General features: G+C 68.1%; 14 protein-coding genes and 2 pseudogenes. 9 read left to right on the forward strand and 7 right to left on the reverse strand.

Annotated elements, in window-relative coordinates; all coding sequences use genetic code 11:
• Positions 1–5 precede the first annotated feature (5 nt).
• Positions 6–884 (forward strand): TIGR03620 family F420-dependent LLM class oxidoreductase, encoded by an 879-nt coding sequence (locus tag AB0H64_RS22430; RefSeq protein ID WP_357627485.1) that lies wholly within the window; start codon positions 6–8, stop codon positions 882–884.
• A 165-nt stretch (positions 885–1,049) separates the two neighbouring features.
• On the forward strand, positions 1,050–1,436 hold the full coding sequence (locus AB0H64_RS22435; protein WP_357627487.1) for a hypothetical protein: 387 nt from the start codon (positions 1,050–1,052) through the stop codon (positions 1,434–1,436).
• Positions 1,437–1,782: 346 nt separating this feature from the next.
• On the opposite strand, the gene AB0H64_RS22440 is transcribed toward AB0H64_RS22435, so the two are convergent.
• From AB0H64_RS22440 to AB0H64_RS22455, 4 genes are all read right to left on the reverse strand, one after another.
• Positions 1,783–2,346 carry a GntR family transcriptional regulator gene (locus AB0H64_RS22440; protein ID WP_357627489.1) on the reverse strand — a complete coding sequence of 188 codons (564 nt, stop codon included), beginning with the start codon at positions 2,344–2,346 and terminating at the stop codon, positions 1,783–1,785.
• 38 nt (positions 2,347–2,384) lie between these two features.
• A complete protein-coding gene (locus AB0H64_RS22445) occupies positions 2,385–2,873 on the reverse strand; it encodes a GntR family transcriptional regulator (protein ID WP_357627492.1) in 489 nt (162 codons plus the stop codon).
• A 1,436-nt stretch (positions 2,874–4,309) separates the two neighbouring features.
• Positions 4,310–5,071, reverse strand: coding sequence for a DNA repair protein RadC (radC, locus tag AB0H64_RS22450; RefSeq protein WP_357627495.1), 762 nt, complete (start codon positions 5,069–5,071; stop codon positions 4,310–4,312).
• 619 nt (positions 5,072–5,690) lie between these two features.
• The gene (locus AB0H64_RS22455) at positions 5,691–6,407 is read right to left on the reverse strand and encodes a GntR family transcriptional regulator (RefSeq protein ID WP_357627497.1); all 717 of its coding nucleotides are present in this window, start codon (positions 6,405–6,407) and stop codon (positions 5,691–5,693) included.
• A gap of 857 nt (positions 6,408–7,264) precedes the next feature.
• On the opposite strand from AB0H64_RS22455, the gene dapA reads away from it, so the two are divergent.
• From dapA to AB0H64_RS22470, 3 genes are all read left to right on the forward strand, one after another.
• Positions 7,265–8,182, forward strand: a complete 918-nt coding sequence (gene dapA / locus AB0H64_RS22460; protein ID WP_357627500.1) for a 4-hydroxy-tetrahydrodipicolinate synthase — start codon at positions 7,265–7,267, stop codon at positions 8,180–8,182.
• A 54-nt stretch (positions 8,183–8,236) separates the two neighbouring features.
• Positions 8,237–9,922 (forward strand): ribonuclease J, encoded by a 1,686-nt coding sequence (locus tag AB0H64_RS22465; protein ID WP_357627503.1) that lies wholly within the window; start codon positions 8,237–8,239, stop codon positions 9,920–9,922.
• A 253-nt stretch (positions 9,923–10,175) separates the two neighbouring features.
• A complete protein-coding gene (locus AB0H64_RS22470) occupies positions 10,176–10,679 on the forward strand; it encodes a GNAT family N-acetyltransferase (protein ID WP_357627506.1) in 504 nt (167 codons plus the stop codon).
• A 127-nt stretch (positions 10,680–10,806) separates the two neighbouring features.
• Here AB0H64_RS22470 and AB0H64_RS22475 read toward each other — a convergent pair whose 3' ends face one another.
• The 3 genes and pseudogenes from AB0H64_RS22475 to AB0H64_RS22485 all read right to left on the reverse strand — a co-directional run.
• A complete protein-coding gene (locus AB0H64_RS22475; RefSeq protein ID WP_357627509.1) occupies positions 10,807–11,583 on the reverse strand; it encodes an ABC transporter permease subunit in 777 nt (258 codons plus the stop codon).
• A gap of 94 nt (positions 11,584–11,677) precedes the next feature.
• Positions 11,678–12,442, reverse strand: coding sequence for an ABC transporter permease subunit (locus tag AB0H64_RS22480; RefSeq protein ID WP_357627511.1), 765 nt, complete (start codon positions 12,440–12,442; stop codon positions 11,678–11,680).
• A 92-nt stretch (positions 12,443–12,534) separates the two neighbouring features.
• Positions 12,535–13,158, reverse strand: a pseudogene (locus AB0H64_RS22485) (ATP-binding cassette domain-containing protein); the annotation flags it as partial.
• Between the two features lie 112 nt (positions 13,159–13,270).
• On the opposite strand from AB0H64_RS22485, the gene AB0H64_RS22490 reads away from it, so the two are divergent.
• From AB0H64_RS22490 to AB0H64_RS22505, 4 genes and pseudogenes are all read left to right on the forward strand, one after another.
• Positions 13,271–14,917: a histidine kinase gene (locus AB0H64_RS22490; protein ID WP_357627513.1), complete on the forward strand. Its 1,647-nt coding sequence runs from the start codon at positions 13,271–13,273 to the stop codon at positions 14,915–14,917.
• Positions 14,914–15,555: a response regulator transcription factor gene (locus AB0H64_RS22495; protein ID WP_357627515.1), complete on the forward strand. Its 642-nt coding sequence runs from the start codon at positions 14,914–14,916 to the stop codon at positions 15,553–15,555. The genes AB0H64_RS22490 and AB0H64_RS22495 overlap by 4 nt, the downstream gene beginning before the upstream one ends.
• A 74-nt stretch (positions 15,556–15,629) precedes the next feature.
• Positions 15,630–16,385: pseudogene (locus AB0H64_RS22500) on the forward strand (transposase); the annotation flags it as partial.
• Positions 16,386–16,536: 151 nt separating this feature from the next.
• Positions 16,537–16,694: transposase (locus tag AB0H64_RS22505; protein ID WP_357627539.1), on the forward strand; the 158-nt coding region annotated here is incomplete at its 3' end.

The raw sequence follows: 16,694 nt of genomic DNA on the forward strand, positions 1-16,694 counted from the left end.
GTTCGATGGGCAGCCTGGATGGCCTGGAGCTGGGGACGTACGGCGTCTGGACCTTCGACTTCGAGGGTCAGCCCGCCGCGCGGATGCGCGACGAGATCCAGGAGCTGGAGGATCGGGGATGGCGGGCGTTCTGGATCCCCGAGCTGATGGGGCGCGAAGCGCTCACGCACGCCGGCTACCTGCTCTCCTGCACCCGGCGGATACACGTGATCAACGGCATCGCGCAGATCTGGTCGCGCGACGCCCGGTGGACGCAGGGCGCGGCCCTGCTCCTGGCCGACGCCTACCCTGACCGGCACGTGCTCGGCCTGGGATTCGGCGGCCTCGCCCGGCCGGGGGTCAAGCCGCTGGCGGCCATGGCCGAGTATCTGGACGAGATGGACGCGGTCGACACGCCCAACCCCAAGCCGGCGGCGCCGATGCGCCGCATCCTGGCCGCGTACGGGCCGAAGATGCTCGAACTCGCCCGCGACCGCACCGCCGGTGCCCACGCCTACCACGTCAACGTGGCCCACACCGCGCAGTCGCGGGAGATCCTCGGGCCGGACGCGTTCCTGGGCGTCGAACACCCGGTGCTGCTGGAATCCGACCCGGCCAAGGCCCGCGCCGTCGCGCGGGAGCACCTGCACCCTTACCTCACCAGCCCGTACAACATCGCGAAGTTCCGCCGGCTGGGCTACACGGAGGAGGAGATCGCCAACGGCGGCAGCGACCGCCTCGTCGACGACCTGGTGTTCTGGGGCGACCTGGACGCCGTCGTCGAGAAGCTCCACGGCCACGTCGAGGCCGGCGCGGACCACGTCGGCGTCCAGGTGATCGGCGTCGAGCCGGGCCGGACCGCGATGCCGCACTGGCGCCTGCTCGCCGACGCCCTCCTGCCGTAGGGCACCAAGGCGCGTCCCGGCCGAACGCCCTTGGAACCGAGCCCTCACGTCGGGGAGCGCGTGGCAGGATCGGGATACGTGCGCCCTCTGGAGGAGATCGGCTGTGTCGATGGACGCCTTCGCCCAACGCACCGGCGTGCGATCGTTCTGTGAGAAGGAGGAAGCGTGACAGCGGCACGAGTACTGGTGCTCGGCCTCGATCCCGCCAAGCTCCCGGGCTGGGACCCCGAGCCTGTCCGGGCGGCGATAGCGCGCGGTCGGGCCCGTTTCGAAGATCATGGCGTCGAGGCCGACTGGTGCCTGGTGGCACTCGAGGAGAACCCCGAAGGAGCGATCCAGGAGGCGCTGACCCGCGAGGACTACGCCTGCGTGGTGATCGGCGGCGGCATCCGCACGCACGAGCCGCTGCTCGAACTCTTCGAGAAGGTGGTCAACCTGGTCCGCCGGCACGCGCCCGACGCGGCCATCGCGTTCAACACCAGCCCCGAGAACTGCGCCGACGCGGCTCTGCGGTGGCTGCCCCAGCGCATGCCGCGTGAAGACACGCCCTAGGAGATCCGTCCCACGGGATAGTCGTACCGGATAACACGACTCGGCCGACCAGAAGGTCACGTGGAACAGGTAGTGCGCGATGCCGACCAACTGCCCGTCCAGCCATGCGCCGACCCCGTACACCTCCCCGCCGTCCATCAGCCGCCGCCAGGTCTCCTCGTACCCCTCGTCGGGGACATCGGTGCGGTAGAACGCCTTGTATCCACGCGCCAGCACTTCCCACGCGGCACGATCCTGAGAACGGGGCCTACCTGTTGCCTGGTCGGTACGCTGCCGGCTGCTCGTACACGTCAGAAGGAGCCGTGGGTGGCTACCGTGTGGCCTCTCCCGCGTGCGCCCCGCGTCCTCAGGGCGCTGCCGGGTTCGGGCGCGGCTCCTTCGGCTCGACACCGCCTACGGCCACCGTGGCAGGCCACGACTCCTTGGGCCACGACTCCTTGGGCCACGACTCCTTGGGACAGACGTAGCTTCCCCGCTGCGCGATCGTGTAGATCCACCCTTGCTCACGAAGCAGCGCCATCGCCCGTCGCACGGTCTCTCGCGCGACGCTGTACTGCTCCACCAGCACGCTCTCCCCTGGGATGGAGCGCTTGGGGGACAGGTCGCCGGCCATGATGCGATCGCGGAGATCCTGCGCTATCTGCTGATAGAGCGGCATCTTGCAGGCATCGCGCGGCGTGTCTTTTCCTGGGCCCACGAACGTGCCCTCGCCCTGAACCGTGTGAACGAGTCCTTCGGTGCGGAGAACCGCGATCGCGCGCCGCGCGGTTGTGCGGGCCACGCCGAACTCCCGCTGGATCTCCGCCTCGCTCGGCACCGGCGAGCCAGGTCGGAGCTCGGTGGCGATCCGGGCGCGAAGGATGGAGCTGATCTGGAGGTAGAGATGAGTGTCGCCCTCGGGATCGACCATGGTGCTCAGCGTACGAGGGTTGCCGTGACCTTGGAGGACTACTGCTGGTGTTCGTCCGGCCACTTGTCGGGGGTGCTCACGAACGTGCCGCGGTAGGCGACGGTGAACACCCAGCCCAGGTCCCTCAGGTGAGCCACTGCCTGCCGGGCGGTGACCTTGGCGATGCCGTACTCGCTCATCATGGACTTCTCGCCGGGGATCGCCCGGTTCGGCGGGAACTCGCCTTGCCTGATCCGCTCGGCGATCTCTTCCGCGATCTTCTGGTACAGCGGCACCTTCCGCGCTGACCGCGGCCCACCCGGCGGACCGACGAACGTGCCCTCGCCCTGGATGGTGTACGCCATCCCCTGCTCACGCAGCTCCCGCGCCACCCGCCGAGCGGTGGTCCTGGCGATCTCGTAGTCCCGCTCCAGCTTCGCCTCGCTGGGAACGGGGTCGCCGGCCTTCAGCTCTCCGCGTTCGATCTGCTCGCGGATCAGATCGGCGACCTGCTTGTAGATAGGTACGGGACCCTCACGATCAAGCACGCAGGGAGTATAGACCAAACCGTACATCAAAGTACAAAGCAGACGCCCGTGCGAACCACTGGATACGAGCTAGACCAATGAATACGTGTCGTGTACGATACTGAACATGTCCTCGGAGCTTGAGTTCTGCCGCAGGTGTCAGGTGGGATTGCTCGTCGGGGCCGCAATGGAGATCGACTGGGAGCCGGAAGTGGAGTGGAGTGAACGGGTGCGGGTGTGCGAGTACGCCCCGGTCTGTCGGCACGTGCTGTACGAGCTCTGCCAGGCCGGCGGCCTCAGATTCATCCGAAAGATCAACAAGCGAGGTAGGCGAAGAATGATGCTGGCATCACCCCGGATGATCGCAGCCAGGGCCAATGCAGTGTGGGGACGGGTAGGGATATTTTGTCGATCTTGCTGAGGTGTGCGAGGGCGCTTTAGGGGGAGCTTCGCTCGTGGATTGGTAGGCGCGGATGTCACCACCTGTATGGGATCGCGGAGCCGCAGGGGATGCCGCCCGCTTGCTGGGCGAGTCGGTGTTGTCGGGAGGTACCTGTCGGTTTCCTGCCGTTCGGAGACTGTCTGCCGAGTTTCGGTTTCCATGGCCCGTTGATCGAAGCGGGATGTGATGACGCGCTGGCTCGAGTGTTGTGGCCTCGGCCTCATACGGCCTTCTGGTCTGTGACTGATGCAGCTCATTCCTTTGCTCGCCGTCTCCCATGGGTGTGAGCGGCTGTCCGCGTCGGCACTTGACTCTCGCCATGACAAATTCCTGGTAAGGAGCTGCAGGTCCGTCCGCTGATCACTCGCGGGGGGTCCGAGTCTGAGGCCGGCCGCGCTGAGCGAAGATGGCCATTTGGCTGGCCTTTCGCCTCTCCTGTGCACTTTTCGCGGCCGACCTGCCAAGCGTTCCTCCGCCGGCCTCGGCTCATCTGCTGGCGTCGACCTGCCCCATCGCGTTCGGAGTTCTCAGTCGTGCCTTGTTCAGTCGTCTGCTGGATGTCGCCGCTCGCAAGAGAACGCGTAGCCGCACACGGAGACCGCCACTGGGGATGCCGCCAGCCACCTGTTGCTTCCGATTTCTCGCAGGCCCCGCGCCGAGGCCTGCGACACCCAAGCCCTCCATCGGACGCTTGTCGCTCGCATCTGATGGAAGTGGGCCTTGCGGAGTGCGTGAACGCTCACTCACCGCGCCCGCAAGGCCCCGGGTATCCCGGCTGCCCAGCCTGCCGCAAGAGGTGGCCGGGGCGGTCCCCCTCGCAGGCCCCCGATTCGCTCCCCGGGGGTCTGCGAGGGGGACGGGTTCCTCGTAGGAGGGACGCGGTCCCGCGCTTTCCGGGTGTCGCGGGACCGCGTCGCGGCGGGTACCGGCCTGGAATCTCCGCCACGGCCGTCCCGCGCGAAAAGGATGGCATGCGGTCTCGTGCCGTCACTGGCGTTCCGCGCTATCGGCGGGATCATGGCTTTTTGGGGGAGGTGGGACTTACCTGTTGCGGTGTGGTGCCCTTTGCGGGCCGCGTTCTGGGTGCCCGCCGGGGTGCCGGGATCGGTGGGGGCGGCTCGGGAGTGGGGACGCGTCGCCAGGCCGCATCCGTGATGATCAGGTGGTCGAGGAAGCGCAGGCCCACCGTGCTCGCTGCCGCCGCCAACCTGCCCGTGGCCGAGAGATCGTCGTCGCTCGGGTCGAGGGAACCGCTGGGATGGTTGTGGGCCACGCCGAACGCCGCGCCACCGGACGTCAGAACCGTCGTGACGATCTCGCGTACCGGCACCGCCGTGTGGTCGGCGCCGCCTTCCGTGAGGACCATGCGCCGCAGCACCGCCCCTCGTGGGTCGCACACCACCACGACCAGCCGCTCGCGCGACAGGCCGCGAAGCAGCGGAGCGGCGACCACGGCCAGGTCTGACGTGTTGGTGATCCTCGGGCGCTCGGGGTCGGCCTGCGCCCGGCGTACGAGATGGAAGGCCGCCGCCACCCGCGCCGCCTTTGCGGGCCCCACACCTGGCACGGCCAGCAACCGGTGCGGCTCGGAGCGAGCCAGGCCGTCGAGATCGCCGCAGTGCTCGATCACCTGTGAGGCCAGGTCCATCGCGCTCACCCCGCGGAACCCGGAGCCCAGCAGCACGGCCAGCAGCTCACGATCGGCGAGCGCAGTCGGCCCGCTCGTCATGAGTCGCTCTCGGGGGCGCTCCCGCGCGGGCAGATCTTTGACTCGCACAGGACGGTTCTATCAACGAGGACCGACAGACTTGGCTGCGGACATCGGCTCGGTAGCAGCCTCGCCCTGTATGTGCACTGGGCGGCTTTCGGAGGCGTGGACGGCCGGCTCAGGAGAGAATGCTGGGCCGTCACTCCGGTGTCGCGCCGAGGAGGTGGCCGTCGGTTCGGCATGGCGCGGAGGAGGTGAGCCGTCGGTTCGGCATGACACCGAGGGGCCCGCCGTCGGCTCGACGCTGCGCGGAGCAGACGGGGCGGTGCAACGTTGCGCCGCTCTGCGTGCGTTGCCTTCCGCATGCGCCTGAGCCGTTGATCCGTCGTGAGTGGACAACGACGGGGATGCGCCCGCGGCTCTCCAGCGTGCCTGTGCCGCCTTCCAGGCGACAGCGCGCTCCGAACGGGTGTCCGAGCCATCCGAGCAGGCAACGGCGGAGCCGCTTTCTGCCTGGCTGGGCGGGATGTCTCTGTAGCTCCGAGAGTCGACACTCGATCCGGTCGGGATGGGCGTGACCGCGTGGGCGGGCGCTCGTGGACCTGGCACTCGCGGGGCGGTTCGCCTGCACAGGAGAGGAGGGCGTTCTGGTGAACGGCCTGTGCAGGGGCGCCCGTGAACGGTCCGGCTAGACGGGCATGCTGTACATGACCCGGAAGCGGTCGCCGGGGAGCACGATGTCGCTGGTCTCGACCGGGCGCTCGCCGGCCCAGTGGGTACGTTCCACGTGCAGGACATGCGTACCCGCCGGAAGTTGCAGGGCGTCCGCCTCGCCCGGCCGCGGCACCCGCGTGTGCACGGTCTCCCGGATCTCCGTGATCTTGACGCCGTGCGCGTACATCCTGGCCACGACGCTGCGCCGCTCCTCGTCCAGATGCGCCGCGAACTCCACGGACTCGTACGAGGTCGCGAGCTGGAGCGGTTTCCCGTCCCCGCGGTACAGGTAACGGGTTCTCGTCAACTTGGTCGACAGCGGCACCCGCAGCCGTCTCGAGATCTCGGGAGTGGCCTCGGCGGAGTCGCTCTGCCATTCCCACGTCACACGCCGGCCCTGCGTCTGCAGATCGGCGGCGAACGGGGTGGGGTGGTCGGGGAAGCGCCATCTGTGCAGGGGCCACAAAATGGGACGCTCCCTGACATAATGGCCCGATCCCACGCGGCCGATGATGAGGCCCTCGGCGACCAGCACACGGAGCGCATGACGAGCCGCGGTCTCACCGACCTGGTATTTCCGGGTCAACTGCGCCCGTGAGGGGATGGGCGCGCCCGGGGAAAGGGTGCCGTCGTTGATCTGCCGCCGAATGTCCTCTACGACGCGCAGGTAGACCGGATCTGAGGTGGCCACTAGTTCATCCCTGGGGGGTTCGGGTGAGGCGTTGCCCTATGTTGCCGTATTCGGCAGGTAACCGACCGTCATCGACGACCCTTGGAGCCCCAACTTTGCGGCCGCGCAAAATTATCGGAGAAACCTTGTAACGCCGATGTAAGACGGGGCGATTCTCCGGTAGAGGTCGTCGATGTGTGTACCCCCGAGCACATATCGGCGACCTCTTCCAATGAGGGGTGGTAGAGGACCCTCTGGCCTGGGCCCTTCCGTTCCCCGCCTCGCGAGTCCTGCCAGTCTGGTCGGTCCCCGGAGTCTGGCCCGTCTCGCGAGTCTGGCCCGTCTCGTGTCTCGCGTCTCGCCGGTCTGGCGCGTTGGGCTCGACCTTGCGTTCCGGGTCCAAGACCGCGCCCGTGAGCCCCGCGACGCAGCCCCCTACACGCCGGTCTGCTGCTGTTGAGCCGATCAGTGCGTGCTGTCAGAGACAACTCCGGCCTATGTCGCCGTTCCCGCGCTTCGGCGGCTCCTCCCCACGCCGATCTTCCCTCGCCGTTCTCCTCCTAGGCAGCGCCCATGCAAGAGCCTCCCGGCGCCGGTCTCCCAGCGTCGGCCGCCCAAAGCCGGTCTCCCAATGCCGGCCGTCGGCTGGTGACCGTTGCTTGCCGCATGGCGAATGACGGCGCCCGGGTTTCGAACGGCGGGGCCAGGGGTCGCGATCCGGGTCCACCGCGTCCGGACCTGGGCGGGGGCGGTGACGGCGGGTGCGAGCCGTGGATGTCCGGGATGTCATGAAAAGTGGTGCCCTGGATGGCCTGTGAGGTGGGCGAAGCGGGGTGGCGGCGTCCAAGGGTTTTGGGAATCCAGGTAGCGTTCGCACTATGGCATCGCCAACTGGAACCACGGAAGCACCCTTCGGCCGCATGCTGACCGCCATGGTCACGCCGTTCACCGCCGACGGCGCGGTCGACTATCCGGCCGTGCGGCGGCTCGCCGTCTATCTGGTGGACGAGCAGCGCAACGACGGCCTGATCGTGAGCGGTACGACAGGCGAGTCGCCCACCACCTCCGACGAGGAGAAGCAGCGTATCCTCAGTACGGTCCTCGAAGCGGTCGGGGATCGGGCTACCGTGGTGGCAGGTGCGGGTACGAACGATACGCGTCACAGCGTCGAGTTGGCGAAGGCAGCGGCGCGTGCCGGTGCGCACGGCCTGCTCGTGGTCACGCCGTACTACAGCAAGCCTCCGCAGGAGGGGCTCTATCGGCATTTCGCCACGGTGGCCGATTCGACGGACCTGCCGGTGATGCTCTATGACATTCCTGGACGCAGTGGCGTGCCGATCCAGACCACGACCCTGATCCGGTTGGCGCAGCACGAACGCATCGTCGCCGTGAAGGACGCGAAGGGCGACCTGTTCGCCGGCAGCCAGGTGATGACGATGACCGATCTCGCCTACTACTCCGGTGACGACGTGCTCAACCTGCCGTGGCTGTCGGTCGGCGCGGCCGGTTTCGTGAGCGTCGTGGGTCACGTGGTCGGGGCGCAACTGGCCCGCATGATCGAGCTGTACCGCGACGGAGATGTCGCCGAGGCCCTCGCCGTGCACCGCCAGCTGGCCCCCGTGGTCGAAGGGATCATGATGAGCGCGGGTGGCGCGATCATGGCCAAGGCCGCGCTGGCCATGGTGGGCATGCCTGTGGGTCCCGTACGGTCGCCGCTGGTCGCCGAGACGGAAAGACAGAACGCTGAGCTGCGTGCTTGCCTGGTGGCAGGCGGAGTGAAGTTGACAGATACCTAAGAACGGGGAGGAACCGGGAGTTTTGAGAACACGATTCAACAAGGGGACACGAGCATGAGTCATCCACATCCGGAGCTCGGGCCCCCACCGGCGCTGCCTGAGGGCGGCCTGCGCATCGTCGCGCTGGGCGGGCTCGGTGAGATCGGCAGGAACATGGCGGTCTTCGAGTACGAAGGCCGTCTGCTGATCGTCGACTGCGGGGTGCTCTTCCCCGAGCCGGACCAGCCGGGCGTCGACTTGATCCTGCCCGACTTCGAGTACATCAGGGACCGGCTCGACGACGTCGAGGCCGTGGTGCTGACGCACGCCCACGAGGATCACATCGGGGCGGTTCCCTACCTTCTGCGCGAGCGGCGCGACATCCCGCTCATCGGATCGAGGCTGACCCTGGCCCTCATCGAGGCCAAGCTCACCGAACACCGCATCCAGCCGACCAAGCTGGAGGTGATCGAGGGCGAGCGGCACAGGTTCGGGCCGTTCGAATGTGAGTTCCTCGCGGTCAACCACTCGATTCCCGACGCCCTGGCCGTCGCCATCCGGACGCCTGCGGGCATCGTCCTGCACACCGGCGACTTCCGGATGGACCAGTTGCCGAGCGATGGCCGGCTCACCGACCTGGGCGGGTTCGCCCGCCTCGGATCCGAGGGCGTCGACCTGCTGATGTCCGACTCGACCAACGCCGAGGTGCCGGGGTTCGTCACCAGCGAGCGGGAGATCGGGCCGGTCATCGACGAGGTCATCCGCACCTCCGAGCAGCGGGTCATCGTCGCCAGCTTCGCCTCCCACGTGCACCGCATCCAGCAGGTCATGGACGCGGCCGCCCGGCACGGTCGCAAGGTGGCGCTCGTCGGCCGCTCGATGGTGCGCAACATGGGGGTGGCCCGTGATCTCGGCTACCTCAAGGTGCCGCCGGAGCTGATCGTCGACTCCCGCGACATCGAGGCGTGGCCGCCGGAGGACGTGGTGCTCGTCTGCACCGGCTCCCAGGGCGAGCCCATGGCCGCGCTGTCGCGGATGGCCAACCGCGACCACCCGATCCGGGTCGCCGAGGGCGACACCGTGCTGCTCGCCTCGTCGCTGGTCCCCGGCAACGAGACCGCGGTCAACAAGGTGATCAACGGGCTGACCCGGTGGGGGGCTCGCGTCGTGCACAAGGGCAACGCCAAGGTGCACGTCTCGGGGCACGCGGCCGCCGGCGAGCTGCTGTACGTCCTCAACCTGACGCGTCCGTCCAACTTCATGCCCGTCCATGGAGAGTGGCGGCACCTGCGCGCGCACGCGAGACTCGCGGAGCTCACCGGGGTGCCGGAGGACCACATCGTGATCGCCGAGGACGGCGTCGTGGTGGACCTGGTCGACGGCCGAGCCAAGATCGTCGGTGCGGTCCACGCGGGTTACGTGTACGTCGACGGCTCCTCGGTCGGTGAGATCACCGACACCTCGCTGAAGGATCGCAGGATCCTCGGTGACGAGGGGTTCATCTCGGTGGTGATCGTGGTCGACTCGAACACCGGGAAGCTCACCGCGGGGCCGGAGATCCACGCCCGAGGCTCGGGCATCGATCCCGCGCAGTTCGACCAGTTCATCCCCCAGATCGAGAAGGCTCTGGAGGCCAAGGCCGCCGACGGGGTGGTCGACATGCAGGAGATTCGGCGCGTGGTCAGGCGTACCGTCGGCCGCTGGGTGAGCGACACCTACCGCCGCCGCCCGATGATCATCCCTGTGGTGGTCGAGGTCTGACGCCTGACTCAGCGGGGAGCGCTGTCCGGTGACCGCTGTCTGCCCTTCGAGGGCCGGCTGCCGGTCACCGGGGTGCTCTCCGGCGAGCGTGCGTGTCCCATGCGTGGTGCGCTCGGACTCCCTGAGGCGGGTATGCGTGGCGTGCTCCCTGGACGGTCGTCCGCCTGCCGACGGGACGCTGTCCGGCGACGGCGGTCTGCGTCCACGAAACTCGCTTGCTCGGACAAACAGGGCGTGAGTAGCGTCGTCGGCTGTGACGCCGACTCTGTACACGAAACGGCTGGTTCTGGAGCCGTACGTCCCTGAGGACGAGGAAAGCTTCATTGCGCTGTTCCAGGACGAGAGGGTGTCGCAGTGGATGGGGGACGGTCCTTCTTCTGAGGAGGAAGACCGGGCGCTGTTCGGACGCATCTTCACGAAGGTCTACGCGCAGGACCTGTTCGACGTCTGGGCGGTCCGGCAGGGCGGGATGCTCATCGGGCATGCCGAGATCAAGCCGACCGACACCGTCGAAGGGCACGAGATCATCTACGCGCTGGCGCCGGCGGCGTGGGGGTCCGGCCTGGGAACCGAGTTGGCGGAGGCGGTCGTCGCGTACGGCTTCGACACCCTCAAGCTGACGGAGGTGTTCGCCACCGTCGCCGAGCCGAACCGGGCATCCCTGGCCGTGCTGGCCAAGATCGGGTTCAAGCACGTTCGCGACATCGAGGAAGACGACGGCAGCACAACCCGCGTGTTGGTCCGGCGCTTGCCATGACGGCGGTTGCTTGGTGGCCGTTAGCAGGCCCGTGGTTCTGACCTTCTTGCCGGATGTCCGGCTTGGCGACAGTGGCGGACGTGGTGGTTGCTGTTGTCGCCTCTGAGGCTTGCCCGGTGTGGAGTGATCAGGCGTCTCTGCGGCGCAGGAGCCAGGTGCCAGCGAGTACGGGTAACAGGGCGTACGCCGCGAGAACGGCGGCCGCCACCGCAGGATGGAGAAGCGCGCCGTACACGGAGGACTTGAAGGGGACGCCGCTGATCTCGCGAGGGAGAGCGCCGATCATCACGGAGCCGAGACGACTGCTCCAGGGGGCGGGAAGGTTGCCCACGATGATGGGAAAGACGTACACAAGGCCGACGAGGATGGCGATGGCTCCTGCCGTTGATCGCAGCATGGCCCCCAGCCCCAGCCCCAGGAGTGCGAACACACAGACGGTGAGGCCCGAGGCGACCAGTGTGGGCACTCTCTCGGGGAACGGCGTCAGGTAGGCGCCGGAGAAGCGGTCACCGATCACCAGACGCGTCACGAGGTAGGTGGCGAAGACTGTCACGACGCCGGTCATCAGGCCCAGAACACCTACCACGACGGCCTTCGCCGTGAGCACGGGCCAGCGCTTGGGCACGATGGCGAAGGTCGTCCTGATCATGCCGGTGGCGTACTCCGAGGTGATGGCCAGCACGCCCAGAACGCCCATGCAGAGCTGTGGCACGATCAGCACGACCTCCTCGACCTCCGCGATGGAGGCCACCGCTCGTCTGTCCGGAGCGGCGCTGTCGTACATGTCAGCGGCCGTCCAAGCGATGGCCAGGCCGAGAAGTATGGTGCCGAGGCTGAGGATCAGCAGGAGCCAACTGGAGCGGACCGAGCGGACCTTCAGCCATTCGGAGCTGAGTACGTTCATCGAGTATGTCTTCCGGGAGCGTTCGCGCGTGGTCTGGTGAGCGACTCGGCAGCCTGCGGGACGCGGTCCGGCAGGGCGTGGGGCAGGCGGCTCGTCATACGTCACGCCTTCTGAGCGTGTGCAGGCCCGCTGCGAGTGCGACCGCTGCGTAGGCGAGCAGCACCAGCAGGGCGGCCCACGGCGGCAGGAGCCCCTCGCCCAGGTGTCTTGAGAGCCGATGGCCGGCGAGCTGTGGCACCAGGTTGGGCAGCATGAAGGTGGCGATCCTGGTGTTCCAGGGAGCGGGCAGGTAGTTGGCGACGCCGGGCAGCACGAACAGCAGCGAGAACACCGACACGAGCGCCCCTGCGGTGGATCGGATGGCGGCGCCGAGGCCGAGTCCCACGACTGCCAGCACGGTCACCGACAGCACCGAGGCCAGCAACATAGGCAGATCCGCGGTGAACGGGGTCTCGTTGAAGCCCAGACGCCGCTCGCCGGCGATCAGGCGGCTCACCGCGTAGGTGGTCAGGACGATGCCGCCCGCCGCCGCGAACGTCACCGTGGTGACGACCACCGCCTTGGCCAGCAGAAGGACGACCCGCCTGGGGACGACCGTCAGGCTCGTGCGGATCATGCCGCTGGTGTGCTCCGACGTGATGGCCAGCACCCCGATGACGGCCAGGCTGACCTGTACGAGAGGGAGGAATCCCTCTTCAGGCGCCGCCGCCTTGAGGGTCCCGCGCTCGTCCGCCAGCCCGCTCACGTAGAAGCTCCACACCACCCCGAGCAGCACCATGAGGGCGGCGACCCCGAGCGCGTGGTAGGTGGAGGCCACCGAGCGGAGCTTGAGCCATTCGGAGGAGACGACGGATCTCATCGTGCGGCCCCGAACTGCACACTGCCGGCGGTGAGCGCGAGATAGGCGTCTTCAAGAGTGGGATAGCGGGCGGTGAGCTCGTGGACCGTCGTCTCGGCGATCAGCCTGCCGCGGCCGAGAATGATGATGCGGTCGGCCGTCAACGCCATCTCGCTCATCAGATGGCTGGACAGGAGAACCGTCCGGCCCTCGGCGGCCAGGGAGCGCATGAGATCGCGAATCCAGCGCACGCCGTCGGGATCGAGGCCGTTGACCGGCTCGTCGAACATCAGCACGCGGGGGTCGCCCAGGAGCGCCGCTGCGATCCCGAGCCGTTGCTTCATGCCCAGGGAGAAACCGCCCACCCGTTTGCGCGCCACACCGGTCAGGCCCACGAGATCGAGAACCTCGGCCACTCGCCGCTCTGATATGTCGTTGGTGCGGGCCAGGCAGAGCAGGTGGTGATAGGCGGTGCGGCCACCGTGCACCGCGCCGGCGTCCAGCAGCGCGCCCATCTCGGCCATGGGTCTGGGCAAGGATGTGTAGGGGCGGCCGTTGACCAGGGCCTCTCCCGAGGACGGGGTGTCGAGGCCCAGGATCAGACGCATGGTCGTGGACTTTCCCGCTCCGTTGGGGCCGAGGAAACCGGTCACGTGGCCCGGCTCGACGGAGAAGGACAGATCGTCCACGGCGAGAGTGTCGCCGTAGCGCTTGGTCAGGTGGGTGAGTTGGATCACGCCGTAGAGCATGCGGTACGGAGGGTGGCCGGCACATCGGACCACGGTCCGAACCTTGATGTCAGACCCTGGGTTGACGTGCGGGCGAGGGGATGTTGGTTACGGTCTACGCGTGCACGAGCCATCTCCCCTCTTCGCCAGGCGCCTGAGCCGTCGCCAGCTGGTCCTGCTCGACGTGCTGGCCGGGCTGTTCTTCTCGCTGCTGTTCCTGACGGCGGTCGCGCCGACGTTCGACATGCCGTGGGCCAGGCTCGTCATCCCGCTCGCCCTGGGGCTGCCGCTCGCGCTGCGGCGCGTGTGGCCGGTGCCGGTCTTCTGCCTCGTGCTGGTGCTGTCCGTGGCCGCCGTGGTGCTGGGGCTGGTGAACATCTCGTACGTCGCTCCCGCCTATGCGTTGTACATCGTGGCGCTCACCGACGATCGGGGCGCCCTGGCGCCCACCGCGGCGATCGCCGTGCTGACCCTGATCATGCTGGTCGGGCTGGTGGCGATGGGCGGCACTCCACAGTTCGGCCCCTTCTGGCTGACGCGTATCGACGTGCCGCTGCTCGGGATCGCCGCTCTGGGCGGATCCTGGACCGTGGGACGTGCCGTACGAGAACGCAGGATCTACGCGGCACGCGACGCGGAGCGGCTCGCCGAGAAGAAGGTGACGGAGGAGCGGCTGCGAATCGCCCGCGAGCTGCACGACGTGGTCACACACAGCGTGGGTCTGATCGCGGTCAAGGCGGGGGTGGCCAACCATGTCATGCGGACCAGGCCGGAAGAAGCACACGACGCCCTACAGGTGATCGAGACGGTGAGTCGCGGCGCGCTGGTCGAGATGCGGCATCTGCTGGGGGTGCTTCGTTCCGATGACGATCCCGATCGGAGGCCTCTCCCCGGGCTGTCCGGGGTCCAGCAGCTTGCCGAACGCGCCCGATTGGCGGGGGTGGACGTCGAACTGGACGTCCGTGTCGCACCCCCTGAGGCCGAGCACGATCCGGTACGCGGGGAAGAGGTCGAGCTCGGCCGCGACGAACAGGATCCTGCGGAGATGTCGGGTGGGCGGTTCAAGAGTGGTGTGCGGGACGACCGTCAGTGGGCGCGGGAGGAGGCCGGCCGCCTTGGCCGGGCGGCACCGGAGCGGCGGCTTCCTGAGGGGGTGGAGTTGTCGGCTTACCGGATCGTGCAGGAGGCGCTCACCAACGTCGTCAAGCATGCGGCGCCGGCTCGTTGCCGGGTGTCCGTGGTGGCCGACGCGAGTGAGGTGCGGATCGAGGTGACGGACGACGGGACTGGGGGAGGCGGGCTGCCGGGAAGTGGTGCCGGCGGCCGTGGTCTGGTCGGGGAGGACGCCGGGTGGCGTGAGCCTGTTGCGGGGGTGACGGAGTGGCGGGGGTTGCCGACAGCGGGTGCGGGGAGGCGCGGCCGATCCCGCGAAGGCTTGGGGAATCGCGAAGGCTTGGGGAATCGCGACGGCTTGGGGACTTGCGACGGCTTGGGGAATCGCGAGGGCATGGGGATTCGCGACGGCATAGGGGTTGGCGACGTCATGGGAGACCGCGAAGGCGTGAGGGCGCGCGAGGGTATGGGAGACCGCGAGCGCATGGGGGATCGCGAAGGTGTGGGGGGTCAGGTGGCGACGGAGGGAGCCGGGCATGGGCTGATCGGTATGCGGGAGCGGGTGGCGATGTTCGGCGGGACCTTCGAGGCGGGCGTCGTTCCTGGAGGAGGGTTCCGGGTGCTGGCTACGTTGCCTTACGGGAGTGCTGCGTGATCCGGGTGGTCGTGGCCGATGACCAGGCACTGCTCAGGGGGAGCTTCCGGGTGCTGGTCGATTCGGAGCCGGATCTGACCGTCGTCGGCGAGGCCGCCACAGGAGCCGAGGCGGTGGCCGTCACGCTGGAGCAGCGTCCCGACGTGGTGCTGATGGATGTTCGCATGCCGGAGATGGACGGCATCGAGGCCACAAGGCGCATCGGTGATGCCTCGCGGATTCTGATCGTGACCATGTTCGATCTGGACGCTTACGTGTACGACGCGCTTCGCGCAGGGGCCAGCGGGTTCCTCCTGAAGGACACACCGCCTGCGGACCTGGTGGCGGCCATCCGGGTGGTGGCCAGGGGGGAGGCGTTGCTGGCGCCGTCCGTGACGCGCCGGCTGATCGAGGAGTTCACCCGGACTCCGGTTGCGGTGCGGCCCATGAGGCTGGACGGGGTGACCGAGCGAGAGCGGGACGTCCTCGTGCTCATCGCCCGGGGGCTTTCCAACGCTGAGATCGCCGGTCACCTGCACGTGACTCTGGCGACGGTCAAGACCCACATCACGCGCCTGCTGGCCAAACTCGGAGCTCGGGATCGTGCCCAGCTGGTCATCGCGGCGTATGAGAGCGGGTTGGTGGGGTCAGTGCGATGACAGGACGAGGGTGATGGGCGAGCACTGGCAGCATCTCGCTGTGCTCGGCCATAGCCCAACTGTATGGTGATCGGGTGCGGTTGCGGTACAGCTACCGGATCGACCCGACGCCCACTCAGCGGATCGCGCTGGGCCGGGCGTTCGGGTGCGACCGGACGGTGTTCAACGACGCACTGCGCATGCGCAACGACGCGCATGAGAACGGGTTGCCGTTCGTGAGCGACGCTGAGCTGTCGCGCCGGGTCATCACCGAGGCGAAGAAACGCTCCGATCGGGCGTGGCTGGGCGAGGTGTCAGCCGTGGTGTTGCAGCAGGCGCTCGCCGACTGCACGACGGCGTTCGGCAACTTCTTCGCATCGGTGTCGGGCAAGCGCAGGGGCCCGAAACTCGCCCCGCCCCGGTTCCGGTCCCGCAAGGACAACCGGCAGGCGATCCGGTTCACCAAGAATGCCCGGTTCAAGGTGAGCCAGAACGGGAAACTCGTCCTACCGAAGATCGGCGAGGTCGCGGTGCGCTGGTCACGGGACCTGCCTGCCGACCCGTCCTCGGTCACGGTCATCAAGGACGCGGCGGGCCGGTACTTCGCCAGCTTCGTGGTCGACGTCACCGCGCAACCGCTGCCCGCCCTCGAAGCCGAGGCCGGGATCGACCTCGGGCTCGGGCACTTCGCCGTCCTGTCGGACGGAACGAAGATCGACTCTCCGCGCTTCCTGCGCCGGGCGGAGAAACGGCTGAAGAAAGCGCAACGCGCCCTGTCCCGCAAAGACAAGGGCAGCAACAACCGCGACAAGGCCCGGCACAAGGTCGCCCGCCAGCATGTCGAGGTCGCCGACGCCCGCCGCGAGTTCCACCACCAGCTCTCCACGCAGATCATCGGCGAGAACCAATGCGGTGTTCGTGGAGGACCTGGCGGTGGGCGCACTGGCGCGCACGAGGCTGGCCAAGAGCGTGCACGATGCCGGCTGGTCGGCGTTGGTGAACATGCTGGAGTACAAAGCGAAACTGTACGGCAGGACCTTCGCCAAGGTCAGCCGATGGTTTCCCTCCTCCAAGCTGTGTTCAGCATGTGGAGCCGTCACCGAGGCGATGCCTCTGCAGGTCCGCCGATGGGCCTGCGCGTGTGGCGCGGTTCACGACCG

Origin of the sequence: Nonomuraea sp. NPDC050733, from assembly GCF_040654215.1 — a bacterium.
Lineage (GTDB): Bacteria > Actinomycetota > Actinomycetes > Streptosporangiales > Streptosporangiaceae > Nonomuraea.

Bases quoted from the DNA above. Each gene is read 5' to 3' on its own strand.
- AB0H64_RS22430 (WP_357627485.1), top strand. From the start codon at position 6: ATGGGCAGCCTGGATGGCCTGGAGCTGGGGACGTACGGCGTCTGGACC.
- AB0H64_RS22440 (WP_357627489.1), bottom strand. From the start codon at position 2,346: ATGGTCGATCCCGAGGGCGACACTCATCTCTACCTCCAGATCAGCTCC.
- dapA (WP_357627500.1), top strand. From the start codon at position 7,265: ATGGCATCGCCAACTGGAACCACGGAAGCACCCTTCGGCCGCATGCTG.
- AB0H64_RS22465 (WP_357627503.1), top strand. From the start codon at position 8,237: ATGAGTCATCCACATCCGGAGCTCGGGCCCCCACCGGCGCTGCCTGAG.
- AB0H64_RS22475 (WP_357627509.1), bottom strand. From the start codon at position 11,583: ATGAACGTACTCAGCTCCGAATGGCTGAAGGTCCGCTCGGTCCGCTCC.
- AB0H64_RS22480 (WP_357627511.1), bottom strand. From the start codon at position 12,442: ATGAGATCCGTCGTCTCCTCCGAATGGCTCAAGCTCCGCTCGGTGGCC.